This window comes from Sphingomonas sp. 179-I 2A4 NHS (assembly GCF_045369135.1).
Taxonomy (GTDB): Bacteria; Pseudomonadota; Alphaproteobacteria; order Sphingomonadales; family Sphingomonadaceae; genus Sphingomonas.
Genome location: NZ_JBIQFL010000006.1, coordinates 129328 through 149942, shown reverse-complemented (window position 1 = coordinate 149942; position 20615 = coordinate 129328). Strand labels below are relative to the sequence as shown.

The following is a 20615-nucleotide window of genomic DNA, read 5'->3' as shown; positions in this document are numbered from 1 at the left end:
CGGTCGCCTTGCTGCTTGGCTGCACGATGCTGGCCGGTGTGCCGGTGACCGCCGCTGCGCAGGAGGCGGCTGCGGCCCAGCCGGCTGCTACCGTGACTCCGACCGCGCAAGCGACTGCGCCTGCCGCCGCGACTCCGGAAAACCGCGTGATCCGCAGCCTGCGCGTCGAGGGATCGCAGCGCGTCGAGCCGGAGACCGCGCTCAGCTACACCAAGCTGCGTGTCGGCCAGCCCTATTCGAACGAGACGCTCGATCAGGCGATCAAGGACCTCTACGCGAGCGACCTGTTCGCCGACGTGACCGTCGCCGGCGCAGAGACCGGCGACATCATCCTTCGGGTGCGTGAGAACCCGATCATCAACCGCGTGATTCTGGAGGGCAACAAGCGCCTGAAGGACGACAAGATCACGAAGGAGATCAAGCTCAAGCCGCGGCAGGTGTTCACCCGCTCCGCGGTGCGGCAGGACGTCGCCCGGATCATCGAACTGTATCGCCGCCAGGGCCGGTTCGGCGCCAGCGTCGACCCGAAGATGGTCGCGCTCGACCAGAACCGCGTCGACGTGGTGTTCGAGATCAGCGAAGGGCCCAAGTCCAAGGTCCGCCAGATCAACATCATCGGCAACGAGGTGTTCGACGACGACAAGCTGCGCGAGCAGATGGCAACCAAGCAGGCGCGTCTCTTCCGCCTGCTTTCGTCGAACACGACCTATGACCAGGATCGCCTGGCGTATGACCAGCAGAAGCTGCGGCAGTTCTACCTGACCGAAGGCTATGCCGATTTCCGCGTGACGAGCGCGGTGGCCGAGCTAACCCCGGACAAGAAGGACTTCATCATCACCTACGTGGTGGAGGAAGGCCCGCGCTACAAGTTTGGCGACGTTACCGTCGACAGCGACATCCGCGACTTCGACGACAAGGCGCTGGCCAAGACGCTCGCCGTCAAGAAGGGCGACTGGTACAACGCCAAGCTGGTTGAAGACACGGTCGACAGCCTGAGCCAGACGGCCGGCCTGTTCGGCTATGCCTTCACCGAGGTGAGCCCCGAGTTCCAGCGCGACAAGGACGCGCTGACGATGTCGATCAACTTCCACATCGGCGAGGCCAAGCGGACGTACGTCGAGCGGATCGAGGTGACCGGCAACACCCAGACGCAGGACAAGGTGATCCGCCGCGAGATTCGTCTTGCCGAGGGCGATGCGTTCAACAGCTTCCAGGTGAAGCGCTCGCAGGATCGCATCAACAGCCTGGGCTATTTCCAGGACAAGTTCGAGATCAAGCAGACGCCGGGTTCGACCCCCGATCGCGTCATCCTGGGCGCGAACGTCGAAGAGAAGGCGACGGGCGAACTGCAGCTGTCCGCGGGCTTCTCCAGCCTCGAGCGGTTCATCGTCCAGTTCAATATCACGCAGCGGAATTTCCGCGGCAAGGGCCAGGAACTGCGGCTCGGCGTGAACTATTCGAGCTATTCCAAGTCGATCGAGGCGGGCTTCACCGAGCCGTATCTGTTCGACAAGAACATCGCCGTTGGCGTCGACGTGTTCCGTCGCGACTTCAACGCGTTCAACTTCGTCGGCAACGATCGCCAGACGACGTACAGCCAGGTGTCGACCGGGTTCCAGATCCGCGCCGGCGTGCCGCTGACGGAATATTGGACGCTGTCGGGCCGCTATGGCCTTTCGTACGATGAAGTCGGGCTCGATCGGAACCAGTTCTTCCGCGACGGCAAGTGCGATTATCTGCTCGCAGGCCGCTATCTCTGTGACGCTCTGGGCAATCGCGTAACCTCGTCGGTCGGCTATTCGCTGATCTATGACAGCCTCAACAGCCGCTTGCGGCCGACCCGCGGGCAGCGCTTCAGCCTGAGCCAGGACTTCGCTGGTCTGGGCGGGGACGTGAAGTATATTCGCAGCCGGGCGGACGGCGCCAAATACTGGGGTATCGGCGGCGGCTTCGTCCTGTCGGTGCAGGCCGAGGGTGGCTACATCCATGCGCTGGAAGACAGCCCGGGGCCGGGCATCGATCCGGTGCGAATTACCGACCGCTTCTACCTCGGCGAGCCGCAGTTCCGCGGCTTCGACATTCGCGGCGTCGGCCCGCGTGTGCAGCGTATTCCGTACACCACAGATGCGAACGGTAAGCAGATCCTCGTCACCGATCGCAATCGCATCGTCGACGACGCCTTGGGCGGCAAGGCTTATTACCTGGGCCGGCTCGAGCTGGAGATTCCGCTCGGCTCCGGCGCGCGGGAGCTTGGCCTGCGGCCGTCGGTCTATGTCCAGGCGGGCAGCTTGTTCAACATCACGCGCCCGCTGCCGACGGCGGACTTCCCGACAACCGTGGACGCGCAGGGCAATACGGTCGTACTGCCCTTGCCGCAGACCAATACGGCCGGGCAGCCGCTGTATTATTATGTCGGCGCGACGGGGGCACTCACGACGACGACCTGCGCGGCCGGCCTTCCCGACGCGAGCGGCGGATGTAACGGCATCATCCCGAACACGCCGCAGATCCGCTCGGAGCCGTTCCTCGAGCGATTCCTCGGCGATTCGCCCAAGCCGCGGCTCTCGATCGGCTTCGGCGTGAACTGGACTTCGCCGTTCGGACCTCTCCGTATCGATGTGGCCAAGGCACTGATCCAGCAGCCGGGCGACGACGACAAGCTTATTACCTTCAACGTAGGGACTCAGTTCTGATGACCAAGTTCAAGACCATGCTGATCGCGGCGGCACTCGCCGCGCCGGCGACCATGATTGCCGGCAATGCGACCGCACAAGTTTCGGGAATCGCCGTGGCGAACCCGGAGCAGGCGATCGCCAATTCCAAGGCGTGGACGGCCGCGCGTGCACAGATCCAGACCACGTACAAGGCGCAGATCGACCAGGCGACCGCCCGTCGCACGGCGATCGAGGCAGAGCTTCGCCCGCTGATCACCGCTGCGCAGACCGCGTCGCAGGCACCGGGCGCTACGGAGGCATCGCTGCGTCCGCAGCTGCAGGCGATCCAGACCAAGCAGCAGGCAGCACAGCAGGAGCTCTCGCGCCTGACCCAGCCGGCGCAGCGCGCGGAGGCATATGCGATCGAGCAGATCAGCGCCAAGCTGTCGGACGCGGTTCAGGCAGCGGTTCGTGCACGCAACGTGACGCTGCTGCTTCGTCCGGATGCGGCGATCTACGCCCAGCCGGCGGCTGACATCACCCCGGCGATCACCACCGAGCTCGACCGTCTTGTTCCCAGCGTCAGCATTACTCCGCCGGCGAACTGGCAGCCGGGTGGCCAGGGCCAGCAGGCTGCTGCTGCGGCGCCTGCGGCGCAGCCGGCCGCGACGCCGTCCAACCAGCGCAAGCAGCCGCAGGGCCGCTGATCCGCGATGAGCGAGACGCCGACTGCCGCCAACATCCTCGGCCCGTTTGATGTGACGCGGGTGATGGCGGCGCTGCCGCACCGTTACCCGATGCTGCTCGTCGACCGAGTGGAGCGGCTGGTGCCCGATGAATCGATCACCGCCATCAAGGCTGTGACGATCAACGAGCAGTTCTTCCAGGGACATTTCCCTGGACGCCCGATCATGCCGGGCGTGCTGATCGTCGAAGCGCTGGCGCAGGCCGCCGGCGTTCTGGCGGTCGAAAGCCTCGGCCTCGCTGGCACCGGCAAGCTCGTCTATTTCATGTCGATCGACGGCGTGAAATTTCGGAAGCCGGTAGAGCCGGGCGTGCTGCTGACGCTGGAGGTCTCCTTCGTCCAGAAGCGTGCGCGGGTCTGCAAGTTTGCCGGCAAGGCGATGATCGACGGGGAACTCGCTGCGGAATGCGAGTTCACCGCCATGATTGCGGATCCGCCGAGCGCGTGATTGCCTTGACGGCGCCGAGGCATGCGGGGCGTCGAGCAAGATGACGAACGAAGGGTGAGGCGAGCGCCAGTTGATGGATAGCCTCACCCTCTTCGGCCTCGTCGCGGTCAGCCTGATGCTGATCTGCTATGCGATGGAAGACCGCTCCCCTTCGTGGGTGCTGGGTTTTGCGCTGTCCTGTATGCTGGGCTCCGCCTACGGATTTTTGCAGGGCGCCTGGCCGTTCGGCGTCGTAGAAGCGATCTGGTCGCTGGTGGCGCTCAATCGCTGGCGCAAGCTTCGCTGATCGTTGCCTCGCGGCAGATGCTCTGCTACGCGCGCCGCTTCCTTTCAGGCTGGTCGGAACCAGCCATTTCGGAGACTAGACGTGAAGACCGATATCCACCCCGACTACCACATGATCAAGGTGCAGATGACCGACGGCACCGTGTACGAAACTCGCTCCACCTGGGGCAAGGAAGGCGACACGATGACGCTCGAGATCGATCCGCTGGCGCACCCGGCATGGACCGGCGGCAAGGGCCAGATGCTCGATGCGGGCGGCCAGGTTGCACGCTTCAACAAGCGTTTCGGCGGTGGTCTCACGCTCCGCAAGTAATTGAAGGTTAACCATCGCGAACGTAGCATTCAGCATGTTCGCGGCGGAATTCGAACCTGCAGAGACAAACGGCCGGCGCCGCAGCCCGCGTGCGCCGGTTTCGTTTGACGCCAGCATTGGCCGGACCCTGTGCAAGGTGGTGGACATCTCGCTCCACAGCGTGCGCATCCAAAGCTATTCTGCGCTCCGCAAAGGCTCCACGATCTGGCTGACGCTGCCCGAAATCGGGCCCGTTGCTGCCGACGTGATGTGGGCTGACGATTATACCGCCGGCTGCAAGTTCCAGCGGCCGCTGAGCCAGACGTCGTTAGATCAGCTAGCCGAGCGCTAAGCCGCATCCTACATAGGCCGAATGGCGGTTTACGTCGACACGGCCTTCATTCCCTTCCGTGGGCATTTGATGTGCCACATGATCGCGGATACGTTCGATGAACTGCATGGCATGGCGGACGCGGTCGGCATGCAGCGGCGCTGGTTCCAGCCGCGCAGTTTTCCCCATTACGATGTGCCGCAAGATCGCCGCGTCCTAGCGCTACGTCTCGGTGCCACGGAAGTGAATCGGCGCGAGATCGTGATGGTGATGCGCCGCCTGCGGGCCGATCCGGACTTCGTCGCGGCATTGAGCCGAGAGAGGGCGCGGCACGCGGCGCTGATCGGCTGACGGTACCCGTCCCCGATCTAGTACGTTTGGCAGCGATGGACCTACAGATCATCGTCAACGAAATCGCCCGAGAAATTGAAGAAGATGCAGCGCAGCTGGAAGCTGCGGCAGATGCAAAGAGAGAGGGGCTCACACCTGGCCAGTTCGGTATGGCCGTTGCGATCGCCGAGGATGTGTTCACCGCCGGCGCCGCCGATGTCGCCTTTCCGATCCAGAGCATTTCCAAGGTGCTCGCGCTGGAACTTGCCCTGTGTAGCCGCGGCGATCGCATCTTCGAGCGGGTAGGCCGCGAGCCGTCTGGTGATCCGTTCAATTCTGTCATCGATCTTGAGCGCACTAAAGGCATTCCGCGCAACCCCTTCATCAACGCCGGCGCATTGGTCGTCGTGGACATGCTGGTCACCGACTGCGGCGGATCAGATACGGTCATCAACTTCGTGCGCGAGCAGATCGGCGAGCATCCGCTTAGCCTCAATGATGACGTGATGAACGAAGGCGGCGATCTTAATCGCGCCATGTTGAGCTTCATGAAGCATCACGGGAACGTCGAAGCGCCGATTGACGAGATCATGGAAGCCTATGCCAAGCAGTGCGCCATTTCGGTCGATTGCACAGGCTTGGCCTTGGCCGGACGCTTTCTCACCCGCACTCGCTTAAGCGAAACCGATGAGGCCGAGGCGGAGCGGGCGCGGCGCATGCGCAAGGTACTCGCGCTGATGATGACTTGCGGGCATTATGACGGGTCCGGCGACTTTGCGGTGCGCGTGGGCCTGCCGGCGAAAAGCGGGGTCGGGGGCGGGATCCTTGCCATCGCCTCGGAGCATGCGTCGATCGCGGTTTGGTCTCCGAACCTCGATCAGAACGGAAACTCGATCCTGGGAGTTCACGCGCTCGAAAAGCTCGGGGCGAAGACCGGATGGTCGGTGTTCGGGCCGCCGCTGAGATCTCGATCTTGAACAATATAACGCTGAACCCCCTCCGGGGGCGACCTAGAGCCGTTTCTGAGGCGCTGAATGGGCCACTGCCTCGGCGGTTTGGCCCAGAGGATTTCAGTGAGATTATTGATGGTTAATAAATCTGCAAGTACAAGATATTAATGTTTCGTTAAGGACTAAACTCCACCTCCGCCTCTGAGCAATTCACTTCAGGATGAGGATGGTATCAATGAACCTGCATGATCACCACTTCATCGATCCGCAGCCGGCGCCGCCGGTAGCTGATGATAAGCCTGATCGGCGAGGTGGAAGCCGACATGTCACCGTCTTCTTCATCGCCCGGATGACATGCGGGGGCAATCAGGGTTTCGGCCGCGTGCTGAATATCTCTGACGGTGGCATGATGATCTCTGCACGCCTGCCGTTGAGGCTAGGCGACGAAGTCACGGTCGATCTGTCCGAGAACTGTACGCTAACGGGCAATGTCGTGTGGCGGGATTCGGACTGGGCGGGGTTGAAGCTGATCACCCCCATCGACAGCCTCGCGCTTTTGAACCGCTTGAACGAGGAGCGACGGCATTCGCGTCGGCGATCGCTGCGCCTTCCGGTGGACAAGCCAGCGGTTGCAATGAGCGAGTTCGGCATCCAGGTCGTACGGCTTCGAGACCTTTCCCAACGCGGCGCGAAAGTGGTTCACGATGGCCGCTTCTATCCGGGTCTGTCGGTCAAGATCCAGGTGACGCCGGGGCATGATCGGCGGGGGTTCGTGCGCTGGTCTTCGGACGGGATTGCGGGACTGGAGTTCCTCGAAGTGCTGAGCGTTGACGATCTGTCGTCGGCGAAGGCGATCAACGAAGCTTGAGAGCGCCGTCGACATCCGGCCGCAGCTAGCTGAGGTTGATCGGCCTCATAATACCATCCACGACCATCTTGGTCTCAGCGGCCGACTTCTTGGCGTGTTCGTGCGGGCATCAGGTGATGCGCGTCATCCTCTGATGGCTTCGCGCCGATCTCCTCCGCGGTGAAGCGCTGGCCAATCGCCTGGCCGACATCCGCGATGGCCGACTCCAAATTGAGGTACGTGCCGTCGAAGTCGCCCGCCTGTTCCAGCCGACGTAGATCGGCAATCGTCACCCAGCCGTCGCCATATTCGATGAGTCCCTGGGCAGCCATGGACCTGAGCGTGCGATTGATGTGGACTGAGGTGAGACCGAGAATATCGCCCAGCTGCTCCTGCGTGAAGGGCATGGGAAAGCGCGATCGGTCTCCAAGTCCCTTGGTCGCTTGGCGAAGCCCAAGTTCACACAGCAGGTGAGCCGTGCGGGTAAGCGCATCCCGCCGGCCCAGGTTGACGATCCACTCCTGCGAAATCGCTCCTTCCGCAACTTGATCGAGCGCCAGCGCCTCAAGGATGGACGGAGATCCTTTCAGCAGAGCGATCATTGCCGGCAGCGGGATTTCCGCCACTTTCGTTGCTGTCAACGCCTGGATGTTCTCCTTCGCCTTCTCTGGTGGCAGGCGCGGAAAATTCAGCAGATCGCCAGGAAGGTGCACCGCAACGATCTGGCGGCCGCCTGATCTGACGATTTTGTGCCGTTGAACATAACCGCCGAGCAGCACGAGAACCGATGCGTGCCGTTCACCTTGCCGAACCAGATAGGAACCTGCCTGCACCGCGCGCTCCGCACACGGGAGGCCTGCAATCAGTTCGCCGTCTGCCACACTCAGTCCGTAAAGCGTGCGCAGCTTGGCAGCGAGCGGCGCGAGTGCCCGCACCGGATGAACTTGGCTCATTCTGGAATTCCTGACGATAGCCAACGATCTGCCTGTCGTTTCGGGTCCCAAATAAAATCGAACTGTGCAATTTGTTCACCGCTCGGCGGCGACCGCCGTGGTACATCGCTATGGCCTCGTTTATCGGTTGGGATAACAAGAGGCTATGGTCCTCGTCTCCCTGCTGTACGTCAGCCGCAGTTTTATCGACTTTCCCCGCGACGAATGGAAGGTCGTGGATATCGTGCGGGTAGCCCGGGAGCGAAATCGGCTGCTGAGCGTAACGGGCGCGCTGATGTTCACCGAGACGCACTTCGCGCAGGTGCTGGAAGGACCGGCCACGGCAGTGGACGAGCTGATGGCGAGTATCAGGCGCGACGATCGTCATGGCGATGTGACGGTGATCGAGACCGAGGCGATGAGCCGGCGCCGGTTCGGTAACTGGTCGATGGCCTATTGGGGACCGGCGGGTCTCGTGGAGGGACAGTTGGAGCCGGTGCTCGCCGTCGCTGCGGGACGCGGATCAGTCTTCGCATCGCGAGACCTGATCGCGCTGATGATGCAGCTCGCTGAGAATGGCGAGTGACGGCACGCAAGCGCTGTCGAGCGGAGCATTGCACGACCGCGCTTGAGGTGGCGGAAGCGGTGGGATTCGAACCCACGGACGGCTTGCACCGTCGCTGGTTTTCAAGACCAGTGCCTTAAACCACTCGGCCACACTTCCACGTTTCGTATCGCCCTGTGGCGTGCTGCGGCGATGCGTGCAAGCCTGTCGATGATTGGCGGTTCCGCCATGCGGCGGGCTGTGTCACACAGGCGAGGTGAAGCGCTTTCATTCCATCTTTCATCGTCTTCGTCTCGGCATCGCCATCGGCCTGGCGTTCACCGCTGCAGGATCGGCCCATGCGCAGGACGAAGCTGGGTTCCAGGCCTACCTGCGTGAATTGCGTGCGCAGGCGCTGCGCGAGGGCGTGCGGCCGGCAACGGTAGACGCGGTGCTGCCGACGCTGACGTTCAGCCAGCGTGTTGTCGATCTCGATCGCCAGCAGCCGGGCAATCCAGGATCAACGGCGTCGCCGCCGTTCGCGCCATACAAGGCGCGGCATGTCGATGCGGCAAGGATCAGCCGGGGGCGCACCGCTTACGCAGCTAATCGTGCAAGACTGGCGCGCGTGGAGGCCGAGACCGGCGTTCCCGAATCGATCATGGTGGCGATCTGGGGGCACGAGACCAACTACGGCGGCTATAAGGGCAACTTCGACTTGCTGCGCAGCCTGGCGACGCTCGCTTATGAGGGACGCCGCCGCAGCCTGTTCGCCGGCGAGTTCATCGCGACACTGAAGATCCTGGAGCGTGGGATCCCGCGCTCGACCTTGGTTGGCAGCTGGGCGGGCGCAACGGGTAATCCGCAGTTTCTGCCGTCGATCTACCTGCGCCTCGCCCGTGACGGCGACGGCGACGGGAAGGCAGACATCTGGAACAGCGAGGCTGACACGCTGGCCTCGATCGGGAATTACTTCGTCAACGCCGGCTGGCGTCCAGGTGAACCTTGGGGGATCGCGGTGACCGTTCCCGCGGGTTTCGATCGCAGCAGCCAGCGCAATCGTCTGGTCTCGCCCCGCTGCCCGCGTGTGTTCGAGCGGCACAGCACATGGCGGACCATGGCCGAGTGGCGGGCGTTGGGGATCGTGCCCCAAGGTAGCCGCTGGCCGGGCGACAACGTGCTTGCGACGCTGATGGAGCCGGACGGGCCGGGCGCAACCGCGTATTTGCTGACCGGCAATTACCGGGTGATCCTCGATTACAACTGCTCGAACTTCTATGCGCTGTCGGTGGGATTGCTGGCCGATGCGGTCGAGCGCTAGCGCGCTTAGCCTTGTGGCGCTGCTGCTCGCTGGCTGTAGCGGCGGCAGCGAGGTTCCGAGGCCTCCCATCACCTCCGCTCCTGCCGAGCGGGGCTACGCCGTTCCGTTGCCGCCCGAAGCAGGGGCGCGGGAGGGGCCGTCGGGTACGTCAGGCATGGGCGCGGCGCGCTATGATCAGGTGGGTTACGCCAGCTGGTACGGCGAGGAGCTGGAAGGTGCGTCGACGGCAAGCGGCGCGCCGTTTGTTCCCGATGCCATCACGGCGGCACACCGGACGCTACCCTTGGGTTCGCACGCGGAATTGACGGCGCTGGATAGCGGCCGCACGATCCTGGTGCTCATCAACGATCGCGGGCCAAGCCGTGCCGACCGCGAGATTGATCTGTCCCGGGGGGCAGCGGCGCTCCTGGGGATGAATGGCCAACCGATGGCGCCGGTTCGAGTGCGCGGCGTGAATGCGAGCGCGGCCGATGCCGCGGCGCTGGCGAGTAGCCGGCCAGCTGCCTCGCGGCTTTCCGCGCCTCCGGCACTGCTGGCCGCCCTGCGTATTCAGTTACCGCGATCGACGATGCGAGAGACGGCATCTCCTACGCTGCGGCGGGCAGCCGCAACGCCGCGGCCACCGGTTGCGGCTGCGGCATCGCCGAAGAGCGGCGCCTACCTCGTCCAAGTCGCGGCGTTTTCTAGCGAAGATCGGGCACGTGCGCTGGCCGCAAGGTTCGACGGCAGAGTGGAGAGCAACGGCGGCTTGCACCGTGTACGCCTTGGCCCGTTTTCCGACGCGTCATCGGCGCAACGCGCGCGTGACGAGGCCGCGCGGCGCGGCTATGGCGACGCAACGATCATCGTCCAGCCCTGAACCTTCCTTCCGGAGCCCCGAGTAGAGCGTCCATGACCAAAATCCTGTCCTTCCTCGCGCTTCCGGCGATCGCCGTGTCGGTCGCTTACCCGTCGGCTGCCTCGGCGCCGCAGTTCCAGACGACGGCTCCGGTCGCGTTCATGGAGGATCTCTCCTCCGGCGCGGTGTTGTACGCCAAGGATGCAGATCGTCGCATGCCGCCCGCTTCGATGGCGAAGATGATGACGGCTTATGTCGCATTCGACATGATCAAGCGCGGCGAGCTGAAGCTGAACCAGGAGTTCGAGGTTCGTCCCGAGACGTGGAAGCGCTGGCACGGGCCGGCAGCGGGATCGACCATGTTCCTGTCGCCGGGCGAGCGGGTGTCGGTCGAGAACCTGCTTAACGGGATTGTGACGCTGTCGGGCAACGATGCCTGCGTGGTGCTGGCGGAAGGCATTTCGGGGACGGAGGAAGCCTTCGTTCAGCGGATGAACGAGGCGGCGCGCAAGCTCGGCCTGACCAACAGCCACTTCGGCACGTCGAACGGATGGCCTGACAACGGCGTCACCTATGTCACCGCGCGGGATCTGGCGAAGCTGGCGGCCGCGACGATCGAAGAGCATCCCAAGCTCTACAAGCAATTCTACTCGCGCCGCGAATTCACCTGGGGCAAGACGCTGGGCTCGGGTTCGGCGATCACCCAGGCGAACCGCGATCCGCTGCTTGGTCGTGTGGCGGGTGCGGACGGGCTGAAGACCGGTCACACAGAAGAGGCCGGCTATGGCTTCACCGGGTCGGCAGAGCAGAATGGCCGCCGGATCGTAATGGTGCTGGCAGGCCTCACCAGCTTCAACCAGCGCATTTCCGAATCCGTCCGCTTCATGGACTGGGGCTTCCGGGCCTGGCAGGCGAAGCCGATCGTGAAGCAGGGCCGCAAGGTGAGCGATGCCGACGTGCAGCTTGGCGATTCGTCCACCGTCGGGCTGGTTGCGCCGCGCGACCTGAAAGTCGCCCTCCCGTCGGGCGCGGTGCCGGCGATGACCGCGAAGGTCGTGTACGAAGGCCCGATCAAGGCGCCGATCAAGGCCGGCGCGCATATCGCAAACCTCGTTGTCACCTCGCCGGGCCTGCCCGAGCAGACGCTGCCGCTGGTCGCCGACAAGGACGTGGCGGAAGCAGGCTTCTTCGGTCGCGCCTGGGCGGGGCTGACCGGGCTGTTCGGATGACCGGACGTTTCCTCTCGCTCGAGGGGGGCGAGGGGGCCGGCAAGTCGACGCAGGTCCGCGCACTCGCGGCCGCACTGGAAGCGCGTGGCATCCCGGCGCACGTTACGCGGGAGCCCGGCGGCAGCGAGGGCGCTGAGGCGATCCGCGGCCTACTGATGCAGGGCGACGTTGCGCGCTGGAGCCCGCGGACCGAGACACTGCTGTTCGCAGCCGCGCGTGCCGACCATGTCGAGAAGGTGATCCGGCCAGCCGTCGAGGCAGGTACCTGGGTGATCACCGACCGGTTCGTCGATTCCACTCGCGCTTACCAAGGTCTTGCTGGTGGGATCGACGACACGGCGATTATGGCTCTGCACGCATTCGGCACGAACGGACTTCTGCCGGACCGCACCTTCGTTCTCGAATTGCCAGTCGAAGAGGGCGCACGCCGGGCGGCATTGCGAGATGGCGGGCTGGCGGATCGCTTCGCGTTGCGTGGGCCTGATTTCCACGCAGACGTGGCGCGCGCCTTCCGGTCGCTGGCGGCGGGCGAGCCGGAGCGGTTCCGGATCGTGGATGCGGCGAAGCCTGCGGCAGACGTAACGGCGGATCTGCTGGCCGGACTGGCCGATCTGCTGCCATGACGCGCCTGCGCGGCAATGGCGCCGCCCACGCCGCGTTCGAAGCGGCCGTAAGCGGCGGACATCTGCACCATGCATGGCTGTTCGCAGGGCCGCCCGGGATCGGCAAGGCAACCTACGCACGCGACGCGGCGGCGTCGCTGCTTGCCCGAGCTGCTGGAGACGCGACAGGAGATCGGACCCGTGCGCTGATCGAGGCGGGATCGCATCCCGACTACCGCGTTCTCGAACGACTGCCGAAGGATGGGAAGCCGGACGGCGACCTCGCGCGGAGCATCACGATCGCGCAGGTGCGGACGCTCCAGCCGATGTTCGCCACGACGCCCTCTCTGGGGCCGCGGCGCGTCGTCTTGATCGACGCAGTCGACGACCTGGAGCGCGCGGGCGCCAATGCGCTGCTCAAGAACCTGGAGGAGCCGCCGGAAGGGACGGTCTTCCTACTGATCAGCCATGCGCCGGGACGGCTGCTGCCGACGATCCGTTCGCGATGCCGCTTGCTGCGATTCGAGCCGCTGAACGGTGAGGAAATGCTTGCCGCACTTGGCGATCTGATCCCGGACGCCAGCGATGAGGAGCGCGAGGCGCTGGTGCGCTCGGGCGGCGGTTCGCCCGGGCGCGCGCTACGGTTTGCCGGGCTGGAACTCGGCAGGCTCGATGCGGCGCTGGGCTTGATCGCACGAGACGGCGACCGGACAAATCAGGAGCGGGTGCGGCTGATGCGCGCCCTGTCCCCCAAGGCTGCGCAGGCGCGCTACGAGGCTTTCCTTGATCGCGTGCCAACCTTCGTCGCGGAGCAGGCGCCGTTTCGTGCCGGCGAGGCACTCCGCACCGCGCTGGATGCTTATGAAGAGAGCCGGGCTCTGGCAGCGAGCGCACGCGCCTTGTCGCTAGATCCGGCAAGCACGGTGTTTGAACTGGCGGGGGTGGTCGCGCGGCTCGCGCGCGAGTAGAGGCTCAAGGCTATGGCCGAGCCGTTCTATATCACCACCGCAATCTCCTATCCCAATGGCAAGCCGCACATCGGCCACGCCTATGAAGCGATCGCCGCCGACGCGATTGCCCGCTTTCAGCGTCAGGCTGGGCGTGATGTCCGCTTCCAGACTGGGACTGACGAACATGGCCTGAAGATGGTGCAGACTGCGCGCGATCAAGGCGTTGCGGTGGCGGACCTCGCAGCGGAAATGTCGTCTTTATTCCGCGGCATGTGCGACGAGCTTAACATCTCCTACGATCGCTTCATCCGTACGACTGACCCTGATCATTATGCCGCCAGCCAGGCGATCTGGAAGGCGATGGAGGCAGCCGGCGACCTGTACCTCGATCGCTACGAGGGATGGTATTCGGTTCGCGACGAAGCCTTCTATGATGAGAAGGAACTGGTCGACGGGGAAGGGGGGCAGAAGCTGTCCCCTCAGGGCACGCCAGTGACGTGGACCGCGGAAGAGACATGGTTCTTTCGCCTTTCGAAGTACCAGCAGCCGCTGCTTGATCTGTATGCCGCAAACCCGGACTTCATTCGCCCGGAATCGCGGCGAAACGAGATCATGCGCTTCGTGGAAGGGGGGCTTTCGGACCTGTCCGTGTCTCGCACCAGCTTCGACTGGGGGGTGCCGGTTCCGGGTAGCCCCGGGCACGTGATGTACGTGTGGGTCGACGCGCTGACCAATTATCTGACTGGCGCGGGCTATCCCGATGGCGAACAGAAATACTGGCCAGCCGATCTGCACCTCATCGGCAAGGACATCGTGCGCTTCCACGCCGTCTATTGGCCGGCCTTCCTGATGTCGGCTGGTATTGCCCTGCCCAAGTCCGTCTTCGGCCACGGCTTCCTGCTCCATCGCGGGGAGAAGATGTCGAAGAGCCTCGGGAATGTCGTCGATCCGGGTGATCTGGCCCGGGCATTTGGTGTCGACGCGCTGCGCTATTTTCTGCTGCGCGAAGTGAGTTTCGGGCAGGACGGCAGCTACTCGGCCGAAGCGATCGTCACGCGGGTGAATGCTGAGCTTGCCAATTCGTTCGGCAATCTGGCGCAGCGCACGCTGTCGTTCATCGCCAAGAATCTTGGCACCTTGCCGGATGCTGGCCGGGCGGATGGGGCGGACGCGCTGTTGATCGAGGAAGTGATCGTCGCAGCGGCGGGCCTCAAGACTGCGTTCGACGACCTGATGCTGAGCCAAGGCATCGAGGCGTGGTTGCGCGGGGTGTTTGCTTGCAACCAATATATCGATGCGCAGGCGCCCTGGACGCTGCGCAAGACTGATCCAGAGCGGATGAATGCGGTGCTGCGGACGCTGGTGCGCGCGATCCGCATCCTTGCAATCGCAATCCTGCCGGTAGTGCCGAACGGCGCCGGCGCGATCCTCGACCAGCTTGGCGTTGCGCCGGACGAGCGGGATCACGCGGCTGTCGACGACGATGGATGGTATGAGCGGCGGGCTGCGAGCGGCGGAACGCTAGCGCCACCTACGCCCGCCTTCCCGCGGCTCGAGCCTCCGGTGGAGGCGGCCTGATGCTTGCCGACAGCCACTGTCACCTAAACTACAAAGGCCTGGCGGAAGAACAGCAGGCGGTGCTTGAACGGGCACGTGCCCGCGGGGTGACCGCAATGCTGAATATAGCCACTCGCGAGAGCGAGTGGGACGACGTTCTCGCGACGGCGGAGCGTGAACCGGACGTGTGGGCGACGGTCGGCATCCACCCTCACGAGGCGGACGAGCATCCGCATGTCGATACCGCGAAGCTCGTCGAACGGGCGGCGCACCCCCGCATTGTCGGAATCGGCGAGAGCGGCCTCGACTATTATTACGATCATTCGGACCGCGAGCGACAGCAGGCGAGCTTCCGCGCGCATATCGCCGCCGCGCGTGAGGCGAAGGTGCCGATCATCGTGCATACACGGAATGCGGAAGAGGATACGGCCGCGATCCTTCGGGACGAGCTGGGGAAGGGGGCCTTCGCGGGGGTCATCCACTGCTTCACCGGAAGCGGGGCCTTTGCGGATATCGCGCTTGACCTCGGCTTCTACATTTCGATTTCCGGCATCGTCACCTTCAAGAGCGCGAAGGAGCTGCAGGAAACCGCTGCTCGGCTGCCGCTCGACCGGCTGCTGATCGAGACAGATGCGCCGTTTCTGGCGCCGGTGCCGCATCGCGGGAAGACCGGCGAACCAGCGTTCGTTGCGGATACCGCTGCCTTTCTCGCCGACCTGCGCGGCGACGATCGCGTGACATTGCAGGAGGTCACTGCCCGAAACTTCCACGATCTCTTCTCCAAGACGCTTGCATGAAGGTGCGCATCCTCGGTTGCGGCACCTCATCGGGCGTGCCGCGGATCGGGAATGACTGGGGCGATTGCGATCCCACGGAGCCACGCAATCGTAGAACGCGCGTCTCGATCCTCGTGGAGCATGAAGGCACGCGGATCCTGGTCGACACAGGCCCCGACATGCGCGCGCAGTTGCTCGCCGCCAATGTCGGCGTGCTCGACGCCGTCATCTGGACCCATGAGCATGCGGATCACGTCTTCGGCATCGATGATCTGCGGCAGGTGTACCATCTGCTTGGACGCCCGGTGGCCGGTTACGCGAGGCCGGCCACGCGGGCGCGGCTCGAGAGCATGTTTGGGTACGTTTTCGAGGGGCGCCACGGCTACCCGTCGACGGTGCACATGAATGACTTGCCCGATGCGCTGCAGGTTGGACCGATAAAGGTGCGCGTTGTCGACCAGCCACATGGTGCAATCACCTCTGCCGGATTGCGCTTCGAAGCTGGCGGAAAGTCGATTGGATATGCCACTGATATCAGTGGCATGACGGTGGAGATGAAGGCGCTGTATTACGGCCTGGACGTGTGGATCGTCGATGCGCTTCGGCGGCGACCGCATCCGACGCACCCCGATCTGGCACAGGCGCTGGGCTGGTTGGCGGAACTGGCGCCCGGTCGTGCGGCTTTGACCCATATGGACCAGTCGATGGATTATCGCACGTTACGGGCCGAACTGCCGCTGGGCGTGGAGCCGGGCTATGACGGGCTCGAGTTTGAACTGTGAGCGGCGCGCAGGCAGCACTGCTGGCGCTGATGCTTTTGCTGCCGCTCTCGGCGCTGATTGCCCGCCGGCCGCCACTTGGCTCGACGTTGAAGATGATCCTCGCTTGGGCGGCCATTTTTGCGCTGGCGATGATTGTCGCGAGCCAATTTGATCGGTGAGGCAGCAGCTCTGGTGTTGCAGACAAGATACCGGTGGAGAGATGCTCGCTCACAAGAACCGCGGGCGCTTAACATAATGTATATTATCGGTCTAATGGCGAGGACGGTTCGGCTTAGCCGAGGTCCCTCTTAGGCATGAAAACCGACAGCGCTCATTGTCCGAGCGTAGTGACGTAGCTTTATGCGTTTGATGATCCCGGCCCAGGTGGATCATATTGGGGACGGCTCCTCCGACGAGACAACGCGCAAATGTGCTTCACCGCTCAGCATACGTGGCGAAGGCTGCCGTGACGTAGCGCCAGGTGTGACGTTTATCGCGTTGTTCGGCAGCCCTTGGCGGCAGCATGCTGGCGATCTTGAAGGTAGTCCGCCTTGTGCTGCTATTACGCCGAGCGTCATCGGCTCTAGTGGCAGACACGTACCAACCTGCCGGGCAGTGAAGCGCATCCATCGGCCGTCGCGCGAGCCATTCTGAGCGATGCCACCCCGAGACTAGAGGCGTCTGCCCTCCGTGCAAATAAAGTTCTTGCAAATAGTAGCGGCGGCGATCCCCGATACCTACATGGCGGCTGTTGTTAAGACGGCTAGTAACATGAGTACCGAAACGAACACCATTAATCTCGCTGCCGAGCTCACGATTGCGTGGCTTGCAAATCCGAACACACGCGTTGACGCCGATGCTGTCCCGGAGTTTCTCGCTTCAATCCACAACACGGTCGGCAAGCTGGAAACCGCCCCTGCTGCCCACGATCGCTCGGTGGAGCAAGGCTTTGAGCGTGCGGTTAGCCCACGCAAGTCGCTTGCTGATCCGAACTTCATCATCAGCATGATCGATGGTCGGCCGTACAAGTCTCTGAAGCGCCACCTCAGTGCAAGAGGGCTTACGCCAGCGCAGTATCGCGAACGCTACGGGCTGAAACCGGACTATCCGATGGTTGCCCCCGCTTACAGCCAGGCGCGCAGTGAAGCTGCGAAGAAGCTTGGTCTGGGTCGCCAACCGGTAAAGCGGGGCAGCAAGCCCGCCGAGCAGGACCGCCACACGCCCAAGACGCGGAACCGCAAAAGCGTGACCGAGGCGAAGAGCGCTGCCCAGGCTCATCTCGCCGGCTAAAAGCGACTTCGGATGGCGCGCAGGTGACTGTGCGCCATCCTTTTATCTGCCAGACCTCTTCAAGCCGTCGGTTGCGAGCGTCAGCGCTTTAATGGGCAACGGCTTCCGCTGAGCGCTCGGCTTTGCCTTTGGCAGCAATCCATCTTCCAGTCTGCTCCGGCCGGAAGGTCGGTTCATTCATTGCCTGCGTGACCGGAATAACGCACGGAGTAGCGGCTGATCAGCCTCCCCCTTCTCCAGATGGTTTGAACCGATGACCGATGTTTCCGGATCTCCGATCTTGCGGCTCCGCGCCATTATGGCCCGGCTGAGGAACCCGGATGGCGGCTGCGAATGGGATCTCGTGCAGACCTTCGAAACGATCGCTCCTTACACAATCGAGGAGGCCTATGAGGTTGCCGACGCATGCGCGCGCCGAAATCTTGGCGAACTCAAGGACGAACTCGGCGATCTGTTGCTGCAGGTCGTGTTTCACAGCCGGATGGCGGAGGAGGTCGGCGCCTTCGATTTCGACGAGGTCGCCACGGCGATCGCCGACAAGATGGAACGCCGCCACCCGCATATCTTCGGCGATGCTGCAGAGGGCGGCCATCACCTTTGGGAGGTGGTGAAGGCGCAGGAGCGCGCGGCAAAGGCGGACGCCAGCGCGCTCGCCGGCGTGGCGCTTGGACTGCCCGCGTTGATGCGCGCCGAGAAGTTGCAGAAGCGCGCCGCGCGGGTCGGGTTTGACTGGCCCGATGTGGAGGGGCCGCGGCAGAAGATCGACGAAGAACTTGCTGAAGTCGCGGAGGCGCTACCGGAAGATCAAGCGGAAGAGGTTGGCGATCTGCTGTTCGCCGTCGTCAACTGGGCGCGCCACCTCGGCGTGGATCCAGAAGTCGCGTTACGCACGGCGAATGGCAAATTCGAACGCCGGTTCCGATCGATGGAGGCAAAGGCCGGTGGAACGCTGGGTGGCCTGAACCTTGATCAGCAGGAACAGCTTTGGGAGGCGGTCAAGGGTGACGAACGCGGACAGACTTGAGCCGGCGCGCTTGTCGGGCCGCCCTTAGCGGTTCCGCTCGTCGAAACGCGCATAATCGGCCGGTGACATTCGCACCTCGTATACCGACTTGTCGTCCTCGACATATTGGTCGAGCACCTCGCCGTGCTGATGAAGCCAGGCGGCACTAGCGCCATCGGCGGCGTCAAGCGTGATCGTATAGCGCTGATGCCCTTGGGTGAGGCGATCCGACAGCGCGCGGGTGAGCGCGTCGATCCCTTCCCCGGTCAAGGCGGATACCGCCACAACATCGTCGCGCCGGGCCGCTTCGCCGCACATTTCTCCGCGGGCTGCGTCCTCTAGAAGGTCAACCTTGTTCCACACTTCGATCCGCGGTGTCCCTTCAGGGACTCCGATCTCGTCCAGCACCGCCTCGACATCGGCGCGCTGGGCGAGCGTATCCGGGTGCGCGACGTCACGCACGTGAACGAGGAGATCGGCAGACACCACCTCCTCCAGCGTCGCCTTGAACGCCGCGACCAACTGTGTCGGCAGTTCCGAGACGAAGCCGACCGTGTCCGACAGGATCGCCTTGTCGATGCCGGGTAGACTGATCTGTCGGAGGGTGGGATCGAGCGTGGCGAAGAGCAGGTTTTCGGCCATCACGTCGGCACCGGTCAGCCGGTTGAACAGCGTTGATTTGCCGGCGTTCGTATAGCCGACGAGGGCGATCACCGGCCAGGGCGCGCGTTGGCGCCGCTCACGATGCAGGCCGCGCGTGCGTGTGACCTGATCGAGTTCACGGCGAAGGCGCGCCATACGGTCGCGGATCAGGCGGCGGTCGGCCTCGATCTGTGTTTCGCCTGGGCCGCCGAGGAAGCCGAAGCCGCCGCGCTGACGCTCAAGGTGAGTCCAACTGCGCACGAGGCGGCCGGCCTGATAATCGAGGTGCGCCAGCTCAACCTGGAGCCGGCCCTCCGCGGTGGCGGCCCGCTCGCCGAAGATTTCCAAGATCAGGCCCGTGCGATCGATAACCTTGGCCTCGAGCGCTGTTTCCAAATTGCGCTGCTGGATCGGGGATAGCGCGGCGTCGAACACGAAGAGAGACGCCTCTTCCTGTCGACCTAGGACGGCAAGCTGTTCGACTTGGCCCGATCCGATGAGCGTCGCGGCGCGCGGCGATCGCACGCGCACCGCTTGCCGCTCGACGACGTCGACGCCGATCGCTGCTGCAAGCCCGGCGGTTTCCTCGAGACGCGCGTCAGCATCCCGTGAGGAACCGCCGAGGTCCGGGAACACGACAACCGCGCGGGCGCCACGGGCGAACTCCTCGCGATCACGCTCAAAGCCCTTGCTCAATCTTCGTCCGAGCCTGCCGTTTCCTCGGCGAGGTTGAGTGCCCGCGCCGGCTGGATGGTAGAAACGGCATGCTTGTAGACGAGCTGCGACGTGCCATCACGCTGCAGCAGCATGCAGAACAGATCGAAAGCGGCGATATGGCCTTGCAGCATTACGCCGTTGACGAGGAACATCGTCACGGGATCTTCCGACTTGCGCACCGCATTGAGGAAGATCTCCTGCAGAAGCGGCTGCTTGCGCCCCCCCTCGCCCAGTTGTTCGACGATCGCGGCCACGTCCACCTGCGCGCCTGGCATGATGGTGGAAATTGCGTGCTTGTAGATCAGCTGGCTCTGCCCGTCGCGCCGAAGCAGGACGGAGAAATTGTCGAACCAGGTGACGATCCCCTGAAGCTTGACGCCCTTCACGAGGAAGAGAGTGACCGGCGTTTTCGATTTGCGGAGTGCGTTGAGGAAGAGGTCCTGAAGCGAGCTTTGCTTGTCGGCCATACGTTGATGCCCTTCGTTCTTGGCGAGGTTTGCCCCGCGATGCGCCGGTGCCCGGCGTCGGGTTGCGGCCCTGTCGGCACGCTTCACGCAATGTAGGGACCGCG

24 protein-coding genes and 1 tRNA gene are annotated in these 20615 nt (G+C 63.8%); 21 read left to right on the top strand and 4 right to left on the bottom strand.

The annotated features are described in order from the left end of the window. Positions 1 to 26: 26 nt before the first annotated feature. The 9 genes from bamA (at position 27) to ACH0CP_RS12415 (ending at position 6903) form a co-directional block, all read left to right on the top strand. On the top strand, positions 27 to 2693 hold the full coding sequence (gene bamA / locus ACH0CP_RS12455; RefSeq protein WP_294443103.1) for an outer membrane protein assembly factor BamA: 2667 nt from the start codon (positions 27 to 29) through the stop codon (positions 2691 to 2693). After that, a complete protein-coding gene (locus ACH0CP_RS12450; protein ID WP_294443085.1) occupies positions 2693 to 3361 on the top strand; it encodes an OmpH family outer membrane protein in 669 nt (222 codons plus the stop codon). The genes bamA and ACH0CP_RS12450 overlap by 1 nt, the downstream gene beginning before the upstream one ends. A 6-nt stretch (positions 3362 to 3367) precedes the next feature. Further along, positions 3368 to 3847, top strand: coding sequence for a 3-hydroxyacyl-ACP dehydratase FabZ (gene fabZ / locus ACH0CP_RS12445; RefSeq protein WP_294443086.1), 480 nt, complete (start codon positions 3368 to 3370; stop codon positions 3845 to 3847). Between the two features lie 73 nt (positions 3848 to 3920). Beyond that, positions 3921 to 4133, top strand: a complete 213-nt coding sequence (locus ACH0CP_RS12440) for a hypothetical protein (RefSeq protein WP_294443087.1) — start codon at positions 3921 to 3923, stop codon at positions 4131 to 4133. A gap of 81 nt (positions 4134 to 4214) precedes the next feature. Beyond that, the gene (gene rpmE, locus ACH0CP_RS12435) at positions 4215 to 4445 is read left to right on the top strand and encodes a 50S ribosomal protein L31 (protein ID WP_294443089.1); all 231 of its coding nucleotides are present in this window, start codon (positions 4215 to 4217) and stop codon (positions 4443 to 4445) included. A 34-nt stretch (positions 4446 to 4479) separates the two neighbouring features. Further along, complete coding sequence (locus ACH0CP_RS12430) at positions 4480 to 4776, top strand: PilZ domain-containing protein (protein WP_294443090.1); 297 nt, start codon at positions 4480 to 4482, stop codon at positions 4774 to 4776. A gap of 21 nt (positions 4777 to 4797) precedes the next feature. After that, complete coding sequence (locus ACH0CP_RS12425) at positions 4798 to 5106, top strand: DUF4031 domain-containing protein (protein ID WP_294443091.1); 309 nt, start codon at positions 4798 to 4800, stop codon at positions 5104 to 5106. A 35-nt stretch (positions 5107 to 5141) separates the two neighbouring features. Then, on the top strand, positions 5142 to 6062 hold the full coding sequence (gene glsA, locus ACH0CP_RS12420) for a glutaminase A (RefSeq protein WP_294443092.1): 921 nt from the start codon (positions 5142 to 5144) through the stop codon (positions 6060 to 6062). Between the two features lie 208 nt (positions 6063 to 6270). Continuing rightward, complete coding sequence (locus ACH0CP_RS12415; protein WP_406875591.1) at positions 6271 to 6903, top strand: PilZ domain-containing protein; 633 nt, start codon at positions 6271 to 6273, stop codon at positions 6901 to 6903. 74 nt (positions 6904 to 6977) lie between these two features. Here ACH0CP_RS12415 and ACH0CP_RS12410 read toward each other — a convergent pair whose 3' ends face one another. Further along, on the bottom strand, positions 6978 to 7835 hold the full coding sequence (locus ACH0CP_RS12410; RefSeq protein ID WP_294443093.1) for a Crp/Fnr family transcriptional regulator: 858 nt from the start codon (positions 7833 to 7835) through the stop codon (positions 6978 to 6980). A gap of 145 nt (positions 7836 to 7980) precedes the next feature. Here ACH0CP_RS12410 and ACH0CP_RS12405 point away from each other — a divergent pair, with 145 nt between their 5' ends. Then, positions 7981 to 8400: a BLUF domain-containing protein gene (locus tag ACH0CP_RS12405; protein WP_294443094.1), complete on the top strand. Its 420-nt coding sequence runs from the start codon at positions 7981 to 7983 to the stop codon at positions 8398 to 8400. A gap of 48 nt (positions 8401 to 8448) precedes the next feature. On the opposite strand, the gene ACH0CP_RS12400 is transcribed toward ACH0CP_RS12405, so the two are convergent. Continuing rightward, positions 8449 to 8538 (bottom strand) — tRNA-Ser (locus ACH0CP_RS12400). Between the two features lie 97 nt (positions 8539 to 8635). Between ACH0CP_RS12400 and ACH0CP_RS12395 the strand changes: the two genes are divergently transcribed. From ACH0CP_RS12395 to mazG, 11 genes are all read left to right on the top strand, one after another. Further along, on the top strand, positions 8636 to 9679 hold the full coding sequence (locus ACH0CP_RS12395) for a lytic transglycosylase domain-containing protein (protein WP_406875590.1): 1044 nt from the start codon (positions 8636 to 8638) through the stop codon (positions 9677 to 9679). Next, complete coding sequence (locus tag ACH0CP_RS12390) at positions 9663 to 10538, top strand: septal ring lytic transglycosylase RlpA family protein (protein ID WP_294443095.1); 876 nt, start codon at positions 9663 to 9665, stop codon at positions 10536 to 10538. The genes ACH0CP_RS12395 and ACH0CP_RS12390 overlap by 17 nt, the downstream gene beginning before the upstream one ends. A gap of 32 nt (positions 10539 to 10570) precedes the next feature. Then, positions 10571 to 11746 carry a D-alanyl-D-alanine carboxypeptidase family protein gene (locus tag ACH0CP_RS12385; protein ID WP_294443096.1) on the top strand — a complete coding sequence of 392 codons (1176 nt, stop codon included), beginning with the start codon at positions 10571 to 10573 and terminating at the stop codon, positions 11744 to 11746. After that, on the top strand, positions 11743 to 12369 hold the full coding sequence (tmk, locus tag ACH0CP_RS12380; protein ID WP_294443097.1) for a dTMP kinase: 627 nt from the start codon (positions 11743 to 11745) through the stop codon (positions 12367 to 12369). Before ACH0CP_RS12385 ends, tmk begins: the two co-directional genes overlap by 4 nt. Further along, complete coding sequence (locus ACH0CP_RS12375) at positions 12366 to 13316, top strand: DNA polymerase III subunit (protein ID WP_294443098.1); 951 nt, start codon at positions 12366 to 12368, stop codon at positions 13314 to 13316. Before tmk ends, ACH0CP_RS12375 begins: the two co-directional genes overlap by 4 nt. Positions 13317 to 13328: 12 nt before the next feature. After that, on the top strand, positions 13329 to 14876 hold the full coding sequence (gene metG / locus ACH0CP_RS12370) for a methionine--tRNA ligase (protein ID WP_294443099.1): 1548 nt from the start codon (positions 13329 to 13331) through the stop codon (positions 14874 to 14876). Beyond that, positions 14876 to 15652, top strand: coding sequence for a TatD family hydrolase (locus ACH0CP_RS12365; RefSeq protein ID WP_294443100.1), 777 nt, complete (start codon positions 14876 to 14878; stop codon positions 15650 to 15652). Before metG ends, ACH0CP_RS12365 begins: the two co-directional genes overlap by 1 nt. Next, on the top strand, positions 15649 to 16413 hold the full coding sequence (locus ACH0CP_RS12360; RefSeq protein ID WP_294443101.1) for an MBL fold metallo-hydrolase: 765 nt from the start codon (positions 15649 to 15651) through the stop codon (positions 16411 to 16413). The genes ACH0CP_RS12365 and ACH0CP_RS12360 overlap by 4 nt, the downstream gene beginning before the upstream one ends. Further along, positions 16410 to 16571, top strand: coding sequence for a hypothetical protein (locus ACH0CP_RS12355; protein ID WP_294443102.1), 162 nt, complete (start codon positions 16410 to 16412; stop codon positions 16569 to 16571). Before ACH0CP_RS12360 ends, ACH0CP_RS12355 begins: the two co-directional genes overlap by 4 nt. 592 nt (positions 16572 to 17163) lie before the next feature. After that, positions 17164 to 17682: a MucR family transcriptional regulator gene (locus tag ACH0CP_RS12350; protein ID WP_406889244.1), complete on the top strand. Its 519-nt coding sequence runs from the start codon at positions 17164 to 17166 to the stop codon at positions 17680 to 17682. Positions 17683 to 17935: 253 nt separating this feature from the next. Then, on the top strand, positions 17936 to 18706 hold the full coding sequence (mazG, locus tag ACH0CP_RS12345; protein ID WP_406889242.1) for a nucleoside triphosphate pyrophosphohydrolase: 771 nt from the start codon (positions 17936 to 17938) through the stop codon (positions 18704 to 18706). A 24-nt stretch (positions 18707 to 18730) separates the two neighbouring features. On the opposite strand, the gene hflX is transcribed toward mazG, so the two are convergent. Then, positions 18731 to 20023, bottom strand: a complete 1293-nt coding sequence (hflX, locus tag ACH0CP_RS12340) for a GTPase HflX (RefSeq protein ID WP_406889239.1) — start codon at positions 20021 to 20023, stop codon at positions 18731 to 18733. After that, positions 20020 to 20598 (bottom strand): RNA chaperone Hfq, encoded by a 579-nt coding sequence (gene hfq, locus ACH0CP_RS12335; RefSeq protein ID WP_406889236.1) that lies wholly within the window; start codon positions 20596 to 20598, stop codon positions 20020 to 20022. Before hfq ends, hflX begins: the two co-directional genes overlap by 4 nt. Positions 20599 to 20615 lie beyond the last annotated feature (17 nt).

Excerpts from the sequence above, each read along its gene's own strand:
- bamA (WP_294443103.1), top strand. The coding sequence starts at position 27 with ATGCTGGCCGGTGTGCCGGTGACCGCCGCTGCGCAGGAGGCGGCTGCG.
- ACH0CP_RS12450 (WP_294443085.1), top strand. The coding sequence starts at position 2,693 with ATGACCAAGTTCAAGACCATGCTGATCGCGGCGGCACTCGCCGCGCCG.
- fabZ (WP_294443086.1), top strand. The coding sequence starts at position 3,368 with ATGAGCGAGACGCCGACTGCCGCCAACATCCTCGGCCCGTTTGATGTG.
- ACH0CP_RS12440 (WP_294443087.1), top strand. The coding sequence starts at position 3,921 with ATGGATAGCCTCACCCTCTTCGGCCTCGTCGCGGTCAGCCTGATGCTG.
- ACH0CP_RS12430 (WP_294443090.1), top strand. The coding sequence starts at position 4,480 with ATGTTCGCGGCGGAATTCGAACCTGCAGAGACAAACGGCCGGCGCCGC.
- ACH0CP_RS12425 (WP_294443091.1), top strand. The coding sequence starts at position 4,798 with ATGGCGGTTTACGTCGACACGGCCTTCATTCCCTTCCGTGGGCATTTG.
- glsA (WP_294443092.1), top strand. The coding sequence starts at position 5,142 with ATGGACCTACAGATCATCGTCAACGAAATCGCCCGAGAAATTGAAGAA.
- ACH0CP_RS12415 (WP_406875591.1), top strand. The coding sequence starts at position 6,271 with ATGAACCTGCATGATCACCACTTCATCGATCCGCAGCCGGCGCCGCCG.
- ACH0CP_RS12410 (WP_294443093.1), bottom strand. The coding sequence starts at position 7,835 with ATGAGCCAAGTTCATCCGGTGCGGGCACTCGCGCCGCTCGCTGCCAAG.
- ACH0CP_RS12405 (WP_294443094.1), top strand. The coding sequence starts at position 7,981 with ATGGTCCTCGTCTCCCTGCTGTACGTCAGCCGCAGTTTTATCGACTTT.
- ACH0CP_RS12390 (WP_294443095.1), top strand. The coding sequence starts at position 9,663 with ATGCGGTCGAGCGCTAGCGCGCTTAGCCTTGTGGCGCTGCTGCTCGCT.
- ACH0CP_RS12385 (WP_294443096.1), top strand. The coding sequence starts at position 10,571 with ATGACCAAAATCCTGTCCTTCCTCGCGCTTCCGGCGATCGCCGTGTCG.
- tmk (WP_294443097.1), top strand. The coding sequence starts at position 11,743 with ATGACCGGACGTTTCCTCTCGCTCGAGGGGGGCGAGGGGGCCGGCAAG.
- ACH0CP_RS12375 (WP_294443098.1), top strand. The coding sequence starts at position 12,366 with ATGACGCGCCTGCGCGGCAATGGCGCCGCCCACGCCGCGTTCGAAGCG.
- metG (WP_294443099.1), top strand. The coding sequence starts at position 13,329 with ATGGCCGAGCCGTTCTATATCACCACCGCAATCTCCTATCCCAATGGC.
- ACH0CP_RS12365 (WP_294443100.1), top strand. The coding sequence starts at position 14,876 with ATGCTTGCCGACAGCCACTGTCACCTAAACTACAAAGGCCTGGCGGAA.
- ACH0CP_RS12360 (WP_294443101.1), top strand. The coding sequence starts at position 15,649 with ATGAAGGTGCGCATCCTCGGTTGCGGCACCTCATCGGGCGTGCCGCGG.
- ACH0CP_RS12350 (WP_406889244.1), top strand. The coding sequence starts at position 17,164 with ATGAGTACCGAAACGAACACCATTAATCTCGCTGCCGAGCTCACGATT.
- mazG (WP_406889242.1), top strand. The coding sequence starts at position 17,936 with ATGACCGATGTTTCCGGATCTCCGATCTTGCGGCTCCGCGCCATTATG.